The organism is Cellulomonas sp. URHD0024, assembly GCF_000426185.1.
Classification (GTDB): Bacteria; Actinomycetota; Actinomycetes; order Actinomycetales; family Cellulomonadaceae; genus Cellulomonas.
This window is the reverse complement of sequence record NZ_KE384505.1, coordinates 245,379-264,992: the sequence shown is the minus strand read 5'-3', so window position 1 is coordinate 264,992 and position 19,614 is coordinate 245,379. Positions and strand designations below refer to the sequence as shown.

General features: G+C 73.0%; 14 protein-coding genes. 10 read left to right on the top strand and 4 right to left on the bottom strand.

Translation table 11 applies throughout. The annotated features are described in order from the left end of the window. Positions 1-91 precede the first annotated feature (91 nt). Positions 92-1,006 carry a sigma-70 family RNA polymerase sigma factor gene (locus tag I847_RS24600; RefSeq protein ID WP_231384267.1) on the bottom strand — a complete coding sequence of 305 codons (915 nt, stop codon included), beginning with the start codon at positions 1,004-1,006 and terminating at the stop codon, positions 92-94. A 389-nt stretch (positions 1,007-1,395) separates the two neighbouring features. Between I847_RS24600 and flgN the strand changes: the two genes are divergently transcribed. The 6 genes from flgN to I847_RS24590 all read left to right on the top strand — a co-directional run bounded on the left by flgN (position 1,396) and on the right by I847_RS24590 (position 6,609). Continuing rightward, a complete protein-coding gene (flgN, locus tag I847_RS0117450; protein WP_028050710.1) occupies positions 1,396-1,875 on the top strand; it encodes a flagellar export chaperone FlgN in 480 nt (159 codons plus the stop codon). A gap of 15 nt (positions 1,876-1,890) precedes the next feature. After that, complete coding sequence (flgK, locus tag I847_RS0117445) at positions 1,891-3,360, top strand: flagellar hook-associated protein FlgK (RefSeq protein ID WP_028050709.1); 1,470 nt, start codon at positions 1,891-1,893, stop codon at positions 3,358-3,360. 17 nt (positions 3,361-3,377) lie between these two features. Further along, positions 3,378-4,253, top strand: a complete 876-nt coding sequence (gene flgL / locus I847_RS0117440) for a flagellar hook-associated protein FlgL (protein WP_231384265.1) — start codon at positions 3,378-3,380, stop codon at positions 4,251-4,253. Next, positions 4,250-4,705: a flagellar assembly protein FliW gene (locus I847_RS0117435; protein WP_051275028.1), complete on the top strand. Its 456-nt coding sequence runs from the start codon at positions 4,250-4,252 to the stop codon at positions 4,703-4,705. Before flgL ends, I847_RS0117435 begins: the two co-directional genes overlap by 4 nt. Positions 4,706-4,873: 168 nt before the next feature. Next, on the top strand, positions 4,874-6,088 hold the full coding sequence (locus I847_RS25925) for an EAL and HDOD domain-containing protein (RefSeq protein WP_051275027.1): 1,215 nt from the start codon (positions 4,874-4,876) through the stop codon (positions 6,086-6,088). A 242-nt stretch (positions 6,089-6,330) separates the two neighbouring features. Next, a complete protein-coding gene (locus tag I847_RS24590) occupies positions 6,331-6,609 on the top strand; it encodes a DUF2530 domain-containing protein (RefSeq protein WP_231384263.1) in 279 nt (92 codons plus the stop codon). A 111-nt stretch (positions 6,610-6,720) separates the two neighbouring features. On the opposite strand, the gene I847_RS0117415 is transcribed toward I847_RS24590, so the two are convergent. The 3 genes from I847_RS0117415 to I847_RS0117405 are packed head-to-tail and all read right to left on the bottom strand — an operon-like array spanning position 6,721 to position 11,644. Continuing rightward, a complete protein-coding gene (locus tag I847_RS0117415; protein ID WP_028050705.1) occupies positions 6,721-10,113 on the bottom strand; it encodes a sacsin N-terminal ATP-binding-like domain-containing protein in 3,393 nt (1,130 codons plus the stop codon). Then, positions 10,110-11,258: a DUF3027 domain-containing protein gene (locus I847_RS27715; protein ID WP_081681087.1), complete on the bottom strand. Its 1,149-nt coding sequence runs from the start codon at positions 11,256-11,258 to the stop codon at positions 10,110-10,112. Before I847_RS27715 ends, I847_RS0117415 begins: the two co-directional genes overlap by 4 nt. Positions 11,259-11,260: 2 nt before the next feature. Further along, entirely contained in the window at positions 11,261-11,644 is a 384-nt protein-coding gene (locus I847_RS0117405) for a cold-shock protein (protein WP_028050704.1), read from the bottom strand. 262 nt (positions 11,645-11,906) lie between these two features. Between I847_RS0117405 and I847_RS0117400 the strand changes: the two genes are divergently transcribed. The 4 genes from I847_RS0117400 (at position 11,907) to I847_RS0117385 (ending at position 19,566) form a co-directional block, all read left to right on the top strand. After that, positions 11,907-12,251, top strand: coding sequence for a TraR/DksA C4-type zinc finger protein (locus I847_RS0117400; RefSeq protein WP_028050703.1), 345 nt, complete (start codon positions 11,907-11,909; stop codon positions 12,249-12,251). Positions 12,252-13,198: 947 nt separating this feature from the next. After that, on the top strand, positions 13,199-14,665 hold the full coding sequence (locus I847_RS27500) for a DUF222 domain-containing protein (protein ID WP_034610819.1): 1,467 nt from the start codon (positions 13,199-13,201) through the stop codon (positions 14,663-14,665). Between the two features lie 205 nt (positions 14,666-14,870). After that, on the top strand, positions 14,871-17,807 hold the full coding sequence (locus I847_RS24570) for a helicase-associated domain-containing protein (protein ID WP_051275026.1): 2,937 nt from the start codon (positions 14,871-14,873) through the stop codon (positions 17,805-17,807). Between the two features lie 100 nt (positions 17,808-17,907). Next, on the top strand, positions 17,908-19,566 hold the full coding sequence (locus I847_RS0117385; RefSeq protein ID WP_028050702.1) for a DNA repair helicase XPB: 1,659 nt from the start codon (positions 17,908-17,910) through the stop codon (positions 19,564-19,566). Positions 19,567-19,614: the final 48 nt, after the last annotated feature.

The following is a 19,614-nucleotide window of genomic DNA, read 5'->3' as shown; positions in this document are numbered from 1 at the left end:
TCTGATCGGCGGGGGCGGCCGGTGTTAAAGGATTGCGACCGAAGTTTTTTTCTCCGGTTCTGCGCACCGTCACCGACAGCGTCTGCCCAGGTCAGGCCGTGTATGCGTGGCCTTCGCCGGCCCGCTGGGCGGCCATCGCACGCTCCCGGACGGCCTCGTCGGCCGACGCGGGGAACGGAGAGGGCACGATTCCGTGCGGTGCCATCGGCGGCGCCATGGGCGCCATTGCCGCACGAGCGGCGACGGCTGCGAAGTACTTCTGGCGACGACGCTCGGCCACACCCTCGGGGCGCTCGGCCGCGGGGACCAGGTCGGGGTCGAGGCCGGCGTTCAGCCCGTCCTTGAGGAGGGACAGCGCCTCGGTGCGCAGCTGGCTGATGCGGGACTGGGTGACACCGAGCTCGTCGGCCAGGTCTGCCACGGACCGGTCCTGCAGGAAGATGCCGTCGACGACGACGCGCAGCTTCTCGGGGAGCGTCTGCACGGCGGCGCGCAGCCAGCGCAGGCGCTCGTCGGAGAGCAGGACCTCTTCGGGGTTCGGGGAGCCGTCACGGACCAGCTCGGCGACGGGGACGTCGCTGGAGTCCATGGACAGGACGCGGCGGGCGGCGTCCTGGCTGGCGCGGTCGACCGCGGCGACGTCGGTGCCGAGCGCGCCCGCGAGCTCCTCGCGGCTCGGCGAGCGGCCGAGGGTGGCGGTGAGGCGCTCGGAGGTCGTCGCCAGCTCGCGCACCTTCTGACGAGCACCACGCGTCGCCCAGTCCATCGAGCGCAGCTCGTCGACGAGCGCGCCGCGGATACGCAGCGAGGCGTACCGAGCGAACGGGACGCCGGTCGTGGGGTCGTACGCGCGGGCCGCCAGCACGAGCGCGAGGCTCCCGGCGGAGATGAGCTCGTCACGGGAGACCGACGGCGGAACCCGGTGCAAGAGCTCACTGACGGCATACCCGACGAGGGGCATGTTCGCGAGGACGAGGTCGTCTACGGAGGGAGTCTGCTTGGTCACATGGAGTCGGTCGGCGTCTCGCCACCGGGCCTTGAGGATTTGTTCGCAGCAGATACCAATTGACCGCGCGGCTCCGGGGAAGCCCTTTCCCGAGTTTCCCCGGTGATCACGCGGAACTTCACGGTGGGTGTTTGCACCCAGGTCGGAAGGGGTGTGACGTAGATCACATTTGCCAGCTCGGGCGATTCGGACATCCGCACAAATGCGCGGTGAAAGTCATAGAGAGAGCGGTCCCTGAGACTCTGGAAACGGCAGTCCACGGCATTCCGGACGTCTCGTGACAGAACTCGTGGTCTCAGATTCATCACAACCGAGGGGGTGCCGTCCGATAGGAGGCTGCAGAGGCACCTCGGGCCCGAACGGGGTCGAGGAAGGAAGGGAACCGGACCATGTCACTGACGCAGCTGTCCGACGTGCTGTGGCGCGAGCGGAACCTGCTGGAGCTCCTGCTGTTCAAGCTGGAGGAGGAGCAGATGATCCTCACCAGCGGACGCAGCCGTTGGCTCGGCCACGCCACCCGCGAGGTGGAGGCCGTGCTCGAGGAGATCCGTGACGCAGAGCTCGGACGCGCCGTGGAGGCCGACGAGGTCGCCCGCCTGTTCGGGCTCGAGCCGGGCGCGAGCCTGGCCGAGCTCGCCGACGCAGCGCCCGAGCCCTGGGACGAGCTGCTGCGCGCCCACCGTGATGCCTTCGCCTCCCTCACCACGGAGATCTCCCAGCTGGCCGACGGCAACCGCGAGCTGCTCGCGATGTCGCACCGGGCCACCCAGGAGACCCTCCTGTCCCTCCACGACGTCCACACCTACGACGGGTCCGGCCACGCCGCCCCGTCACGCGCGGCGGCCCAGCTCGTCGACCGCTCGTTCTGAGGCAAGGAAACCACTGTGAGCACCTTCTCCGGACTCGGCACAGCGCTCAGCTCGCTGATCGCGCAACGGCAGGGCCTCGACGTCGCCGGCCAGAACGTGGCCAACGCGAACACCGTCGGCTACACCCGTCAGCGCGCCACCACCGCAGCTCTGCCCTCCTCCAACGTCGCGTCGATGTTCGCGACGAACGACGGCCCGGGGCAGGGCGTCCGCGTCACCGGCATCGACCGGCTGGCCGACGTGTTCCTCGACGCCCGCGTGCGCACGCAGACGTCGGGCGCGTCCTTCCTCAAGGCCCGCGCCGACGCCTACGCGACCCTCGAGGGCAGCATCGGCGAACCCGGCAAGGACGGCCTCGCCAACCAGCTCTCCACCATGTGGAGCGCCTGGGGCGACGTCGCCAACACGCCCGACAAGGACTCCGCCCGCGCGGTCCTGCTCAACCAGGCGAACGCGGTCGTCGACCGGATCGCCACCCTCTACCAGGCGGCCGACACGCAGTGGACCCAGGCGCGGTCCACCACCGTCGCGCTCGTCGACCAGGTCAACACCACCGCGGCGAGCGTCGCGGACCTGAACGGCCGGATCCTCGACATCACCAACAGCGGCGGATCGGCCGCCGAGCTCATGGACCAGCGCGACCAGCTGATCACGCAGCTGTCGTCGACGGTCGGCGCCTCCATCGCCCTGCAGCCCAACGGGCAGATGAACGTGCTCGTCGGCGGGAACCCGCTCGTCTCCGGTGTCCACGCGCACCCGCTCGCAGTCACGGGCGCCCAGACGTTCGCCGCGGCCACGGGCACCACCGTGCCGCCGGTCGCCGGTGTCGCCGTCGAGGTCGAGTGGGCCGAGCACCCCGGCCGCTCCGCCGCCCTCGACGGCGGTCGCGTGGCCGGCCTGATCTCCGTCCTCGCTCCCCCGGACGCGACGACCCACACCGGCGGCATCCTCACCGAGGCCGCCGCGCGCTACGACGAGCTCGCGACCACGCTGCACGACCAGGTCAACGCGGCGCACGTCGCCGCCTACACGATCCCGACGCCGCCGGCCACGGTCGGCAGCACCGGGAACGAGTTCTTCACGTTCGACCCGACCCGTCCCGCGGCGCTCGGCCTCTCCGTCGCGATCACCGACCCCTCGCTCGTCGCGGTGGCCACCCAGACCGGCGGCGCCCTCGACGGCTCGGTCGGAGCCTCCATCGCGGACCTCGCCAACTCGACGTCGGGCCCCAACGCCCTGTGGAGCAAGTCCGTCGTCGAGATCGGGTCGCGCACGGCCTCTGCCGCCTCGCGCGCAGCCGTGGCAGAGTCGTCCCGGGCGACCGCGGAGGCCGGCCAGCTCTCGCAGGCCAGCGTCGACACCGACGAAGAGACCGTCTCGATGCTGGCCTACCAGCGCGCGTACGAAGGTGCCGCCCGCGTGCTGACGGCCATCGACTCGATGCTCGACACCCTCATCAACCGCACCGGCCTGGTCGGAAGGTAGCCACCGTGATCCCCCGAGTGACTCAGCAGACAGTCCAGCGTCAGACGCTGGCCAACCTTCAGGGCAACCTGTCGGCGATGGCTGCCATGCAGGGACAGCTGTCCAGCGGCAAGAAGATCACCGCGCCGTCGGACGACCCCGCCGGCGCCTCGGACATGCTCCGCCTGCGCAGCGAGCAGCGCACGATCGCGCAGCACAGCCGCAACGCGGCCGACGGCAGCTCGTGGCTCACCACGGTGGACACCGCCATGTCGTCGTCCCTCGTGCAGATGCGCCGGGCCCGCGACCTTGTGGTCCAGGGCGGCGACGGAGCCCTCGGGCCGGTGTCGCGGGAGGCCTTGGCCACCGAGCTCGAGGGCATCAAGAACTCGCTCCTCGAGCAGGCGAACGCCACGTACCTCGGCCGTACGGTCTTCGCCGGGACCTCCAACGCGGGCGTCGCGTTCGACCCGACCACCTACGCGTTCACCGGGGTCCCCGGTGCCGCACCGGTCGAGCGGCGGGTCGGCGCCACGACCACCGTGCGGGTCGACTCCGACGGTCAGTCGGTCTTCGGCGCCGGCACCACCTCGGTGTTCGCCCTCCTCGACAGCGCGGCGGCCACGCTGCGCGCGGGAGGCGACCCGACGGTCCACCTCAACGCGCTCGACGGCCACATGAACTCGATGCTCACGGAGATCGCCGCGGCCGGCTCGCGCCACGACCAGGTGCTCACGGCGATCACGTCGCTCGAGAGCCAGGACCTCGACGTGAAGTCGATGCTGTCCGGGGTCGAGGACATCGACCTCGCCAAGACCATCATGGAGCTGCAGATGCAGCAGGTCGCCTACCAGGGCGCTCTCGGTGCGGCAGCCAAGGTGATCCAGCCTTCCCTGCAAGACTTCCTTCGATGAGCCCTGTCACGTCTGGTCCAGCCGGAACCACCGTCCGAGTCGCCGCCGGCCCCGGCGAGGACCTCGCCGTGCCTTCCGTGCTGGAGCTCGTCGCGCCCCTGCCCGGTCTGCCGGGTCACCTGCGGTACGTCCTCGACCCGCTCGACGACGGTGGCGTGCTCTTCGCGCTGCGCAGCATCCCCGACGACGAGCAGGACGCGCCGATCCGGCTGTTCGTCGTGAGCCCGTCCGTCCACTTCCCGGACTACACGCCGACCATCGACGCCGGCGACCTCGAGTGGGACGCCGTCGCCGAGTCGACCGTCGTCCTCGTCGTGGTCCACCCCGGGCGTAGCGAGCACGACGGCCCGACGGCCAACCTGCTCGCCCCGCTCGTCGTCGATGCTCGCACCGGCGCCGCGGCCCAGATCGTGCTCGACGGCGACTGGCCCGTCCGCGCACCCGTCGGCTGAACCGCCCGGCACCCTCCCGCGCTCCGGAGGCTCGTCGCGGACTCCTCAGGATCCGCTGAGCCGTCGCACTTTCTCACCCTGTGACGCGCGTCGCGGACTCCTCAGGATCGGCGGGGCGCGACCGATGGACAGGGTCAGCAGGCAGCGCGCGCGACGGGAAGAGACACCATGCTGGGCAACGAGATCCGGACTCATCACATCCTGAAGCGCGCCACCGTGCACCGGCAGCCGATCGTCCGCCACGATCGCTCCGTCTACGGCTACGCCGTGCGCGGCGAGGTGCCCGGGTCCGAGGGTGCCCCGGACGCCGACACGCTCGTCGAGGGCGCGCTCGATGCCGTCTACGCCACCCTGGACCCGCAGACGATCGTCGGCACCTTCCCGCTCATGATCCGCGCGACCAGTGGCCTCCTCGTCGGCGCGACCCCGATGCCGCAGGCGGTCGGCGGCGTCGCCCTCGAGCTCCCCCTCTGGCTCGCGTCGTACCCCGACGTCGCCTCCCGGCTCGTCGCACTGCGCCAGCAGCATGTCGGGCTGGCCATCGGCGACTACACCGGTGATCCCGCGCAGGACGGCATCCTGCCGCTGGTCGACTTCGTCAAGATCGACCTCGCCCGCAGTGCCGACGTCGCCGAGCTGGTACGCCGCGCACACGAGGCCGGCGCCCGCGTGATCGGCGAGCGCGCCGACACCACCGAGACCATCGCCCGGGCCATCGAGCTCGAGATCGACCTGCTGCAGGGCCCGATGTTCGAGCGCCGCCAGGGAACGTCGGGACGCGAGTTCACCGCGGGCGAGGCGCAGTGCCTGAACCTCGTGCGAGCCCTGTCCACGGATCGACCCGACCCCGAGCTGGTCCTGCAGATCATCGGCTCCGACCCCGAGCTTGCCATGCGCGTCCTGCACCTCGTGAACTCCTCGGCGTCCGGCCTGCGGCACCCCATCGACTCGGTCCGCCAGGCCGTCGTGCTCCTCGGTCCGCGCCAGCTGACGACGCTCGCCATGGCGTCCCTCATCAACGCCCAGCCCGCGACGGTCGGCGCCCTGTGGTCCGTCCTCGCGCGGGCGCTCGCCTGCTTCGCGCTGTCCGGCGAGGGCGCCGGGTACACCGTGGGCCTCCTGTCCGCGGTCGCCTCGCAGCAGCACGTCTCGGTCGACTCGCTCGTCGAGCGCTCCGGGGTGTCCGACGACATCGCCAAGGCCCTGCGCGACCAGACCGGGCCGTACGGTGCCGTTCTCGCCGCCGTGATCGCGCACGAGGAGAACGACATCCCCGGCGTCGCCGCCACGGGACTCGAGCCCTGGGACGTCGCGCACGCCTATCTCTCCGCCGTTCCGGAGGCCCTGGCGACTGCGACGTCGATGACGGTCGCGACGCACTGAGCACCGCGCTGTCGTCGTGTTGTCGACGCGTTGTCGACGCGTTGTCGACGACTCTCGCGTCGCACCGAGTTCGCGACGCACCGAGCACCGCGCTGTCGTCGCGTTGTCGACGACTCTCGCGACGCACTGAGCGCGTCACTGTCGTCGCGTTGTCGACGACGGTCGCGGGGCATCCCGGTATCGCCGGACCGTCGAGGTCGTCGAGGGCGTCCACGCCGTCCGGGCCGGGCTACCCTCGTCCCGTGCCGCCGTCCCGCTCGTCGATGCTGAACCCTCGCCGGACCCCGCCACCCCCGGTGCCGGTGGACCTCGGCCGGGTCATGCGGACCGGCACGCTCGTGTGGGCGGTCGCGCTCGTCGTCACCGCCGTGCTCGCTGCCATGGGATCGATCGCCTGGGACGCCGTGTGGGTCTGCGCGGTCGGCATCGCCCTCGGCCTGCTGGGTGTCCGGTGGGCCCGGCGTCATCCGCTGGACCAGGACGGTGCGACCAACGCCGTCCCACCGGCCGGCACCGAGTAGGTAGCGGAAGCGACGTCAGGTTCGTCGCGCGTCGGTCCTCGAGCGCGTCGGTCCTCGAGCGCGTCGGTCCTCGAGCGCGTCGGTCCTCGAGCGGGTCAGTCCTCGAGCGCGTCAGTCCTCGAGCGCTGCGTCGAGGGCCAGCTCGTCGGCACGCTCCGGTGTCACCAGGACCGCCTCGACCGCACTGCGTGCCCACCATCGACCGGCGGCCTGCGCGAGCCCGGCGGCCAGCCCCGCGACGTGGACGGTCCGGACCAGGGCCGTCGGCCCCACGCCCGTCACCCACCAGTCGACGGGCGCGCCGTCGACAGTGAGCTCGTCGTGCTCGACCCACGTCACGGGCGCGCCTGGCACCACGGCGGCGACCCCGGCGGGGACAGCGGTGACCACGCCGTCCTGGGCCCGGTCCACCTGCCCGGCAGCGAGCTCGGCGACCGTCGGGATGTCCAGCAACCGCGCCAGTGCCTCGGCGCGCGACGAGGTCGACGGCACCATCGCGGCGACGTCGGTCCGCTGCCACCACATCGGCTGGTCGGCGACCGCGGCGTCGTCGGCGTGCACCATCGCCACGCGACCGGGTGCGACGATCGCGGGGACCCGCTCGGGACCGTCGGTCAGGGGGTCGGCACCACCGGACTCCGGGAGGCGCACCGCGGTCGCGGAGAGCCCGCGCCACAGCGCGACCGCCGTCGCCGAGTCGATCGGGGTGCCCGCCGGGCCGAGCGCGTCGAGCAGGGCCGGCCACGCCTCAGGGCGGAGGTCGTCCAGGCCCGCGACGCCCCCGAGCGCCACCTGGACGGCCGTGTCGAGCCCCCGCAGCACGTCCGGAGCCCCCGGCAGCACGTCGCGCAGGGTGGAGCCCGCCGCATCGTCGGACCGTCGCGTCCGCGACGGGGTGATCCCGTCGGGCGTCGAGGTCACCTGCCCGTCGTCGTCGTGCTCGTCGACGTCCTCGCCGCCCGCGCGCTGGTCGCTGTCGTCGTCCACCGCGAAGATCCCGCCGAGCCCAGCAGGTCCACGCTCGCGCAGCCACCAGGCGGTGTAGGACGGCGCCGTCGCGCCACGTTCCCCGCGGACGGGTTCGAGCAACGCCCGACGGAGCTCGGGCTCACCGGCCAGGCGCGACAGCAGCTCGTGCCAGCGGTCGGGATCGACAGCGTCGAGGTCGGCCACCGCGACCGCGTCCCCCACGTACTCGCCCGCCCCCAACGTCGCCGACAGGAGCTCCACGTACTCCGGCCAGCCGTCCAGCGACTGCGCGGCGAGGCTCGCGTCGTCGGTGCCGTCGGGATCGAGCACCGCAGGCTCGGCGACCACGTCGGTGACGCGCACCAGGGCCAGGTCGTCCCGCACACCGGCAGCGACGAGCGTCGTCGGACCCCAGCGCTCGACCGCGTCCAGCGTGACCGGTGCGACGACCCGCGGGTCCAGGAGCGCGGCCGCGGGACCACCCGGGAGCACGAGCCCGTGCGCGGGGGTGGGCTCCCCGTCGGCGGCCGGCAGGGTGACCAGACCGAGCCACGCCGCCGCGCCACCGACGGCTTCCGCGGCGTCCCGGGGGTCCGCGTCGCCGACGACGGCCCGCACGACCGCCAGGACCGCGTCGGTGACCTCGTCGGCGAGCTGGAGGTCGTCGTCGTCGGCCTGCTCGAGGACCGCGGCCCGGAGTGCGGGGTGCTGCAGGAGGCCACGTGCATCGGGAGCGTCAGCGCCGAGCCGCGCCAGCAGCGGGTGCGCGGCCTGGGGGTCGACCACGCGCAGCCCCCACCGTCCGAGGTCCCGCAGGGCGTCCGGGCCGACGGCGTCGGCGACCGCGGCGTCGAGCACCACGAGGCCGCGCGCGCCCCGCACGACCCGACCGTCGGCCAGCAGGACCGGCAGCGCGCCGAGAGCCTCACGATCCCGGGCGTCGTCCGCGAGCGGGCTCAGAGCGTCGTACAGATCCGCCCAGCCTCCGTCCTCGATGCCACGGATCTCCTCGACCACGTCGGCGAGTCCGCGCGCCTCGACGCCCAGGACGCGGGCCTGCGCCTCCCTGCCCGCGGGCACCACGACCAGTCCCCCGATCCGGCGGCCCAGCGCGGCGACCGCGCGCACCTCGTGACCGGCTGGCCCCGCGAGCATGACGGCCCGGCTCGGCGCCAGCAGCGCGCGGTCGGCGGTGCCACGGCCCTCGGCAGCCGGGCTCGGCGCGACGAGCGGGCGGTGCGCGGTGCCATGACGGTCTGCGGCCCGGCTCGGCGTGGGGAGCGGGCGGTCGGCCGTTCCGCGGTCTGCGGCCCGGCTCGGTGCCGTGCCGCTCACCGGTCCTCGTTTATCGGCATCTGCCACTGCCGCGCTCAGCAGCAGCGGGGTGCGCGAGAGCCGGTCGACGATGCGCTCACGCAGCGCACCGTCCAGCGCACCGGCCGGGAGGCCCATGGGGACGAGCGCGAGCGCGGCACCGGAGTCCCCCGCCATGGCGTGCTCGTGCGCGAGCCGGGCATAGGTGTCCGCGGCGTGGTCGAGGACCGCGTCGGTGAGGGGTCCGCCGGCGACGTGCCGCCGTGTCGGATCGAGCGGGAGGGTCGCGACGAGGAGCGCGGGAACCGTGCAGGGTTCGTCGGTCGGTGTCGGGGCGTGCACCACGCGAGCCCACTCGGCCTGACCGCGAGGCACCGCCCACGTGACGCGCCACGTCCGGGCGCTGCGCTCCTCGACGGGCCGGTCCGCCAGCAGGTCGAGCCGAAGCTCACCCTCCGCGGACAGGACCGTCCACCGGTCCTGCACGTCCGCGATGCGACGGTTCGGGGTGTCCGAGGTGTTGTCCTCGACCAGGATCTCCACCAGCCCGGGCAGGCCGAGCAGGAGGGGGTCGCCGACGTCGCGAAGCAGGCCACGGACCTCGTCGGCCGCTACCTCGTCACGCAGCTCCAGGACGACCGCCGTGTCGTACCCCGCGGGTGGGCTGCCGGCTGCGGGGAACGGCAGCCGGAGTGCGGGCAGGGAGCCGTCGCGACGCCGGACCTCGTCGGCGAGCCCTGGGTTGTCCGCACTGGACTCGGCCAGCAGGCCAGCCGTGTCGCGCGCTGAGAAGCGCACCCCCCCGGTCGTCGACAGCAGCGAGATCTCGTCGGACACGGCCCGGACTGCCGCGAACCCGACACCGAACCGACCGACCACCTGGGCGCTCGTCGGCCGGTCCCCGCGCTTGGACGAGGCCCGCATCGACGACAACGACACGACGCCGTCCGCCTCGAGCGGGTCGCCGGTGTTGGCCGCGACGAGGACCAGGGTGCCGTCGTCGGAGCGGTCGAGCCGCAGCAGCAGCCTGCCCGGGACCTCCGCACGCGTCGCGGCGTCGGCCGCGTTCTGGGCGAGCTCGACCACCACGCGGTCGCGGTAGTAGCCGCGGGCGTGGTCCTCCTCCGTGTTCGCGTCCTCCCGAAGCCGTGCGGGCGACGCTCGCCACGCCCCCAGGACGGCAGCTCTTACGGCTGCCGTGCCGAAGGCGTCCGGGATCACGACTCTGGCGCGGTCGAGACGTCGAACTGGTCGGGGCCGGCGTCCGGCTGGTCCGTGGGCCCATCCGGCCCGACGACGTCGCCCACCTCGGCGGCGTCGTCGGCCACCTCGGACACGTCCGCGGCACCGGTCACCGGAGCGGCGACCTCGGGCTCGGGCTCAACGGGCTCGTCCTCGCCTGCGTCCGCGAGACTGGTCGCCAGCACGGCCTCCGGCTCGGGCGCGACGAGCTCGTCCACGCCTGCGTCCGCGACATCGGTCGCCGGCGCAGCCTCGGGCTCGGGCACAACCAGCTCGTCCACGCCTGCGTCCGCGACATCCGTCGCCGGCACAGCCTCGGGCTCGGGCGCGACGAGCTCGTCAGCGGGCGCCGCGACCTCGGCCTTCACCCGGGCCGTCGGAGGCACCAGCTCGAGCTTGAGCTCGTCGATCAGAGGATCGGGCAACGGCCACTCCGTCGGCGCGGCCTCGACGTCGGTCTCGGAGTGCGCACCGCAGCCGTGGTCGAGACTGACCACCATGCCGTCGTCGGGCGACCACTCGTTGGCGCAGACGCCGAACACCGTGCCGAGCGAACCCTGCAGCGGAATGAGGAACCCACAGCTGTGGCAGGCGGCCGCCGAGCTGACGGCCCCGGCGCTCGTCGGACCGTGCGGCCCGCGGTACCAGCGCTCGGCGGCCTCGTCGCGACCCTGGGGAGACAGCACCCGCACGCGAGCGAGCGCGAGCTCGTCGATCGCCACCGAGTCCTGCTCCGGGTCACCGGTCGGCGTCCAGCCGGGCTCGAGCCGCGGGTCGTCGGCACGGAAGGGCAGGACGTCACCGGGGCCGATGTCCCCCGGACGAATCCGCTCGGACCACGGCAGCCAGGCTTCGCCAAGGACCGCGTCAGGCCCGGGCAGCAGCTCGGCCTCGCACACCGTCGCCGTGCGACCGCGCGGGACGCGCGCGACGGTGACCGTCCACTCCCAGCCGCGGTACCCCCGGGCGGTCGAGGCGAAGCGGTGCGAGATCAGGCGCTCACCTTCGACGACGAGGCCCAGGTACTCGCCGACGTCGGCAGCATTCTCGGCGAGCTCGATCGCGACCTCGCGTGCCAGGTCGACCGCCGAGCCGAGAACGGCGTCCTTCGTCGCTGCGGCCATGCTCAGGCCTCGATGTCGTCGGCGACGGCGCGCAGGAGCGTCGCGTACTGGGTGCCCCGGGCCTTCTCGGGGTAGCGGCCGCGACGCAGGTCGTTGCCGATCTTGTCGAGCACCTTGATGAGGTCCTCGATGATGACGGCCATGTCCTCGGCGGGCTTGCGGGCCGCCTTCGCGACGGAAGGGACCGGATCGAGGAGCTTCACCGACAGTGCCTGCGGACCGCGTCGACCGTCGGCGACCCCGAAGTCGACCTTGGCACCGGGCTTCGGCGCCGTCACCCCCTCGGGCAGCGCCGAGGCGTGCAGGAACACCTCGCCGCCGTCGTCGCTGGCGATGAACCCGAAGCCTCGCTCGGTGTCGAACCACTTGACCTTGCCGGTAGGCACGGTGAACCCCTGTCCTCAAGTAAGAGACGTACTGTCCAAGGCTACCGGCCTGCGCAGGCGTCGGGCGCCTCACGTGCTCCGACGCCCCAGCGCGCCCTCGCGGCGCCCGAGGCTCACCACCCGAACGGGTAGCGCGGCTCGACGACGGCGCGATCCCCCTGGTCTGGCCGGCCGCGGTCATGGTGCGGCCGAACCGCCACCCACGGACCGTTCGCCACCCTCCGACTGGCCGCCACCCACCCAGCGGTCGCACCATCGGGGCATGGCACGTCGAAGCAGGGTCGCCCGCCTCGACGCCCTCCGACTCAGCACCCTCGACCGGCTCGCTTCCCTCCAGGAGGAGCATCGGTCGGTCGTCGACGCCTCACGCGACAGCAACGCCGACGACGAGCACGACCCGGAGGGCGCGACGATCGCATTCGAGCGCGCTCAGGTCGACGCGCTGGCCAAGGACACGCTCGCTCGCCTCGCTGCCATCGACGCGGCACTCCGACGGATCGCTTCCGGGAGCTACGGCGTGTGCGTGGTGTGCGGCCGACCGATCCCCGAGGCCCGTCTTGAGGCCCTCCCCACGGCGAGCACCTGCGTGACGTGCGTGGCGCCGTAGCCATCGGAGCACGAATAGCTGTGGACGCGTCGGCGTTCATGTCGTGCTCGCCGATGTCGGGCCGGAATCATCACTCCTTTGTGGATGACGATTCTTTTTCCGGGGCTGTGGACGGCTCGACGGCAATTTCCGTGGAGGGCATCCGGCGTGCTGACCTGGGATGACGCGGTCCGATCGGCCCACCATCAATGTCAGTGGCACCTGGGACACTCGTGTGCAGAAGACATTTGGCGCGGCGATCTCGGCCGTTCCGGAACATTTAAGGGGGCACGTTGACCGTCGATGCGACGAACCGCGGACCCACCGCGCAGGACGGACCTGCCGTGCCCGTCCTGCCTGCCGCGCCTGCCACGCCTGCCGGGCCTGCCACGCCTGCCGGGCCTGCCACGCCTGCCGGGCCTGCCACCCCTGCCGCGCCCGCCGGGGTTTCGGGACCTGTGGCGCCCGCCGGACTAGCGGGACCAGCCTCACCCGCCGGACCAGCTGGACCTGCCGCGCCTGCCGCGCCTGCCGGGCCTGCCGGGCCTGCCGGGCCTGCCGCGCCTGCCGGGCCTGCCGGGCCTGCCGCGCCTGCTGGGCCTGCTGGGCCTGCCGGGCCTGCCGGGCCTGCCGGGCCTGCCGCGCCTGCTTGGCCTGCCGCGCCCGCTGGGCCTGCCGGGCCTACCGCGCCTGCTGGGCCTGCTGGGCCTGCCGGGCGTTCGGGACCTGCGGCGCCCGCCGGGCTGGCGGGTCCACCCTCGCCCGCCGGACCAGCTGGAGGTGCCGCGCCCGCCAGACCTCCCGCGCCTGCAGAGCCTGTCCAGCGTGCACAGCCAGCGCAGCCAGCGCGGGCTGCAGGCACTCTCCGCGAGACGCTCGATGGGCTGAACTCGTTCGTCGACGCGCTCGCGTCGCTGGCCGAGCCCACGGCTTCCGGCCGCATCGAGGGAGCCGCCGCGGCAGCCGTCGTGGGCGAGGCGTTGCGGCTCGCGGGTCGGCTCACCGCCATCGCGGCACAGACGGTGGCCGTGGTGGAGGCGGACGGGTGGTGGGCCCTCGACGCGCGGAACCGGTCGATCACGTCGTGGGTGGCCGCCGAGGGTCGGGTGACGCACGGACAGGCGTCACGTCTCGTCGGACTCGGACGAGCGATGCGCGACGACCTGCCCGCCACGGCAACGGACGCGGTCTGCGGCGCGGTGTCGATCGAGGCGGCCCACGTGCTCGCGTCCATCACGACGACGACCGACGCTCGTCGCGCGGCGCTGACCGCGTCCGCGCAGGAGTGCGGTGAGGGATTCCTGCTCGAGCACGCCCGGGTGCTGCCTCCGGCACAGCTGCGGCTGCTCGCGCGTCGCTGGGCCGCCCAGGCGGACCCGGAGGCCGACGAGCGAGGCTACCGGGACGCGAGCGAGGCCGAGTTCCTGGATCTGGCCGACACGACGAACGGGTGCCACCTGTCTGGGTTCCTCACCACGGAGCACGGCCATGCACTCCGAGCCGCGCTGACGGCGCTGACCGAACGGACCGCGACCAGCGCCGGACAGCCGGCCGGCCGGAAGCGAGCGACGGCTCTGACGACGATGGTGCGGACCGTTCTCGACAACGACCTCACCGGCGCCACCGGCACCCACCGCCCGCAGATCAGCGTCGTGACGGACCTCGAGAGCCTGACCCGCGCTCTCTCACGAGCGTCAGAGCCCAGCACCGGCTTCGGGCAACGGATCACCGCAGGGGACGAGCAGCCGCCGCACGCGGGGAACGGAAGGGACGGCGCAACAGGTCGCGAGACCGCCCGCGAGAGCGACGACGAGAACGCACCCTCCGCGGCAGAAGGAGCATGGTTGTCCGGCCAGGGCGTGCCGTCGCCCGGCCAGGGCCCACCCTTCTTCGGCGAAGTCGCACCGTTCTCGGGCAACGACGAACCGAACTTCTCGCGCGACGACGAACCGAACTCGGGCGACAGCGAACCGCTCTCCAACGCCGGCGCGCGGCTGTCACGACGACCCGCGCCCGTCGGCGATGTCGAGCGGTTTGCGGTCGCTGAGCTCGTCGGCACGGGCCCGATCCCGGACACCGTCCTGGCCCGCCTCGCCTGCGACTCGACGGTCACCCGCATCGTGTTCGGTCCGGAGTCGCAGGTCTTGAACGTCGGCCGCGCGGAGCGCACGTACACCGGACACAAACGTCGGGCGATCATCGCTCGTGACCTGCACTGCCAGGCACCCGACTGCGCGGCACCGCCCGCACTGTCCGAGATCCACCACACCGAGCACTGGGCTCGTGACAACGGGAGCACCGATGTCGCGACTGGCTGCCTCCTGTGCTGGGCCCACCACACATGGGTCCACGACCACAGGATCACCGTCCGCCAGAGCCGAGGCAGATGGATGTTCACCGACCGGCACGGCCAACCCGTCGTCGGCTCCGGCTGAGGACCAGCCGGAGGCCGAAGATGCGCGAGCACCGTGTGTCGGCGGCTCGGTTGCGGCACTCGTCGGCGCAGGTCAAGGCCCGGTACGACGCGTGGCCCAGGGACGCCGAACCAGACCCACAGCCGGAGCCGACAATCGTTACCGTCTGGTAACCAGATCGCACGAACGCACGTGAGCCCGGCCACACCCACGTATCGTTGACCGGATGTCCTCCTTCATCGGCTACCTGCGCCAGCGCAGCGACGACGAGCTCGTCGCGCTCCTGCGCAGTCGGCCGGATCTCGCGTCGCCGTCGCCGGCAACGCTGTCGTCGCTCGCTGTGCGGGCGACGAGCCGATCGAGCCTCGAACGCGCACTCGCGGGCTCGGACGCGAGCGTGCTGCAAGTGCTCGAGGCGGTCGCGGCTCTCAGTGACGGCGGCAAGGTCCGCGCCTCCGACCTGCCCGCAGCAGTCGGTGCGGCCGACGAGGCCGGGGTGGCGGCCGTCGAACGAGCGATCCGCCTCGCGCTGGTCGCCGCACTCATCTATCCCGACGACGACAGCTCGACGGACCCTGCGGCAGCGACCCCGAGCGATCCGACGACGGGCGATCCGGCTGCGACCGATCCGACGACCGGAGGCACCACCACCCATCCCGCGACCGGAGCGACCACCACCGATCCGGCGACCGGTGCCACATCGAACGGTCCGGCATCGAGCGCCGCAGCCAGCGGTTCGGCGACGGCGACCGCAGCGCGACCGGCGGCCGGCCGCTCCCGACGAGCGACCGTGACGCAGAGATCGCGGCTCCCGCTCGACCCTGTGCTCGTCCCGTCACCCGGGCTGGCCGAGATCCTCGGCCCCTACCCGGCGGGCCTCGCGAACCCGGGCGCGGGGAACCGGCGCGCCGCCGTCGCGCCGATGGACCAACCGACCCCGGGCGAGATCCCCGGCCTGCTCGACGCCGCACCGACCGGCGCACGGCCGGTCCTCGACGCACTCCTGTGGGGCCCGCCCGTCGGACTCGCGCCCTCCAACAACACCGCGGCGGCCGCAGCCGTCGACTGGCTCCTCCGCCGCCGCCTGCTTGCTCCCGGCGACGCCCGCCACGTCGTCCTGCCCCGGACGGTCGCCCTCACCCTGCGTGGCGGCCGCACGCACCCTGCTCCTGCGACACCGCCGACGATCCCGCCCGGTGCACCTCACCGACCGTCGGCGCTCGTCGCGGCCGAGTCCGCATCGGCGGGCGAACGGTCGGTCCTCCTCGTCGCACGCCTGATCCGCCTCTGGGAGCAGAACCCGCCCAGCGTGCTGCGCGGCGGCGGCCTCGGCGTGCGCGAGCTGCGCAGGGCAGCTCAGCTGCTGGAGGTCGACGAGGCGGAGGCCGCCTTCGTCATCGAGCTCACAGGGGCTGCGGGGTTCCTGGCTGACGACGGCGAGGACGCCCCGTCGTTCGCGCCGACCGTCGCCGTCGACGACTGGTCTGCGCGCGACGTGCCCGACCGCTGGGCGGTCCTGGCTCGCACCTGGATCGGCACCCTGCGCACGCCGTGGCTCGTCGGAACTCGCGACGACCGCGGTGGGGTTCGGGCGGCCCTCGACCCCGAGCTGCAACGCACGTGGGCGCCGCGCCTGCGGCGGTCGGTGCTCGACGTCCTCGCCGCGGCGGACGCGGGGACCGTCCTCGACGCCCCGAGCGTGCTCGCTGCGCTGAGGTGGCGCACCCCGCGTTCCGTCCCACCCGTTGCAGCGGTCGCCGCCGTCCTGCTGGAGGCGGGCCGCCTGGGCATCCTGGGCGCCGGCGCGCTGTCCGACGCGGGCCGCGCCCTGCTGGCCGAGTCCGCACCGCTCGTCACGACGGCCGACACCCCAGACCCCGCGGACGCGCTCGCTGCCGCGTTGCCACGTGCGGTCGACGAGATCCTGCTGCAGGGCGACCTCACGGGCGTCGTTCCCGGACGGCCGAGCCCAGAGCTCGAGGACCTGCTGGACCGGAGCACGCATGTCGAGTCGCGAGGCGGCGCCCTGACGGTCCGTTTCACGCCCGACTCGGTCCGACGGGCTCTCGATGCGGGCGCCACCGCGGACGGCCTCCTGGCCGAGCTCGCCGCGCACTCCCGCGGACCTCTGCCCCAGCCGCTCGAGTACCTCGTCCGCGATGCAGCGCGGCGCCATGGTCGGCTCCGCGCGGGTTCGGCGTCGAGCTACCTGCGGGCCGACGACCCGTCGCTGCTGGCCGGTCTCGCCGAGGACAACAGGCTGGCGACGCTGGGCCTGGTGCGGCTGGCGCCGACCGTCCTCGCCTCGCAGGCACCGGTGCGCGAGCTCGTCGACGCTCTCCGGGCGCATGGCCTCGCACCGGTCGTCGAGGGACCTGACGGCCAGGTGCTGCACGTGACCGCCTCGGTCCGGCGGGTCGGTCGCCGGGGTGCTGCCGCTCGTCGTCGCGAAGCCCCGCCGGCCCGAGAGCAGCTCTCCGAGGAGCGACTCATGGCCCTCGTCCCGCTGCTTCGGCGCGCCGAGGAGGAACGACGGGCCGACGAGTCCGAACGTCTCCCGGGCAGTCTCCTCACGGCTGCGCGGGTGTTCCCGCGCGACCCGGGCAGTCAAACGGACGCAGGACGAACCGACGCAGGCAGTCAGACCGACGCAGGACAGACCGACGCAGGCAGCCGAACCGACGCAGGCAGACCAACCGCAGGCAGCCGAACCGACGCAGGCGCGACGGCGACCCACCCACGCACGGGCACGGACTCCCTGGCCCACACCGACGAACCGGCCGACGCGGCAGCATCGGCCGGGACAGCAAGAGGAGCACGCGCCGGAGCGGGCGCATCGATCGAGGCCGACGTCACGCCGGCACCCCCGGTGGGAACAGCGGACCCCGTCGACGCGTTGGTGCTCCTGCGCGAGGCGGCAGCCGAGAAGTTCGCTGTCTGGGTCGAGCTGGTGGGATCCAGCGGTGTCCCCGACCGTCGCCTCCTGCGGCCGCTGCGTGTCGAGGGAGGTCGCCTGCGGGCGATCGACCCGGCCCGCGAGTCCGAGCTGACGGTCGCGGTGCACCGGATCGCGTCGGTCACACGCGACACCCCTGCTCCCCCACCACCGACCGGCGAGAAAGACACCCAGGACGCCGTGCCCGACGACGCGCGACAGCACTGACGACGACACCGACGACACCGACGACACCGACGACACCGACGACACCGACGACACCGACCCCGCACCGAGCGAGCCCCCCGACCCCATCCGAGGAGTCCACGTGACCGACGGCCCCCTGATCGTCCAGAGCGACAAGACACTGCTTCTCGAGGTCGACCACGACCGGGCGGAGGCCTGCCGTCGCGCGATCGCGCCGTTCGCCGAGCTCGAGCGCGCCCCGGAGCACGTCCACACCTACCGGCTGACCCCGCTCGGCCTCTGGAACGCACGAGCCGCCGGGCACGACGCCGAGCAGGTCGTCGACGTCCTGCTCGAGTACAGCCGCTACGCGGTGCCGCACGCGCTGCTGGTGGACGTCGCCGACACGATGTCCCGCTACGGCCGTCTCCAGCTCATCCAGGACCCGGTGCACGGCCTGGTCCTGCACGCGCTCGACCCGGCCGTCCTGGTCGAGGTGGTTCGTTCGAAGCGGACGGCCGGCCTGCTCGGCGCCCGCATCGACGCGACCGACGTCATCGTCCACCCCTCCGAGCGCGGCCACCTCAAGCAGGTGCTGCTCAAGCTCGGCTGGCCGGCAGAGGACCTCGCCGGCTACGTCGATGGTGAGGCGCACCAGATCGACCTGCTGGAGGACGGCTGGCACCTGCGGCCGTACCAGAAGCAGGCGGTCGACGGGTTCTTCCACGGTGGCTCGGGCGTCGTGGTGCTGCCCTGCGGCGCCGGCAAGACCCTCGTCGGCGCGGGCGCCATGGCCCGTTCGTCGACGACCACGCTGATCCTCGTCACGAACACGGTGAGTGCCCGGCAGTGGCGCGACGAGCTGGTCAAGCGCACCTCGCTGACCGAGGACGAGATCGGCGAGTACTCGGGCGCCCGCAAGGAGATCCGCCCGGTCACCATCGCGACGTACCAGGTCCTCACGACGAAGCGAAAGGGCGTCTACGCGCACCTCGAGCTGCTCGACGCCCGCGACTGGGGCCTCGTGGTCTACGACGAGGTCCACCTCCTGCCCGCCCCGATCTTCCGCATGACCGCCGACCTGCAGGCCCGCCGCCGGCTCGGCCTGACCGCCACCCTCGTGCGCGAGGACGGCCGCGAGGACGAGGTGTTCAGCCTCATCGGGCCCAAGCGGTTCGACGCCCCGTGGAAGGACATCGAGTCGCAGGGCTACATCGCCCCGGCCGACTGCGTGGAGGTGCGTCTGACGCTTCCCGACGCCGATCGCATGGCCTACGCGACCGCCGAGCCGGAGGAGAAGTACCGGCTCGCCGCGACGGCCAAGGGCAAGAACCGTGTCGTCGAGCAGCTCGTCGCCAAGCACGAGGGCGACCCGACGCTGGTCATCGGTCAGTACCTCGACCAGCTGCACACGCTCGCGGAGCACATCGGCGCCGACCTGATCACGGGCGAGACCCCCGTGCGCGAGCGCCAGCGGCTCTTCGACGCGTTCCGGGTCGGTGAGATCACCAAGCTCGTCGTGAGCAAGGTGGCGAACTTCTCGATCGACCTGCCCGAGGCCAGCGTGGCCATCCAGGTGTCCGGCTCGTTCGGGTCCCGCCAGGAGGAGGCGCAGCGGCTCGGCCGCATCATGCGCCCCAAGGCCGACGGCCGCACCGCCCACTTCTACACGGTGGTCGCGCGGGACACGGTCGACCAGGACTTCGCGGCACACCGCCAACGGTTCCTGGCCGAACAGGGCTACGCCTACTCGATCGTCGACGCCGAGGACCTCGGGCTCGACCCGGCCGAGCGCGACTGACGGAGCCGGGCCCGCGCGCTCGTCGACGGCGCCCGAACGGCGCGAGGG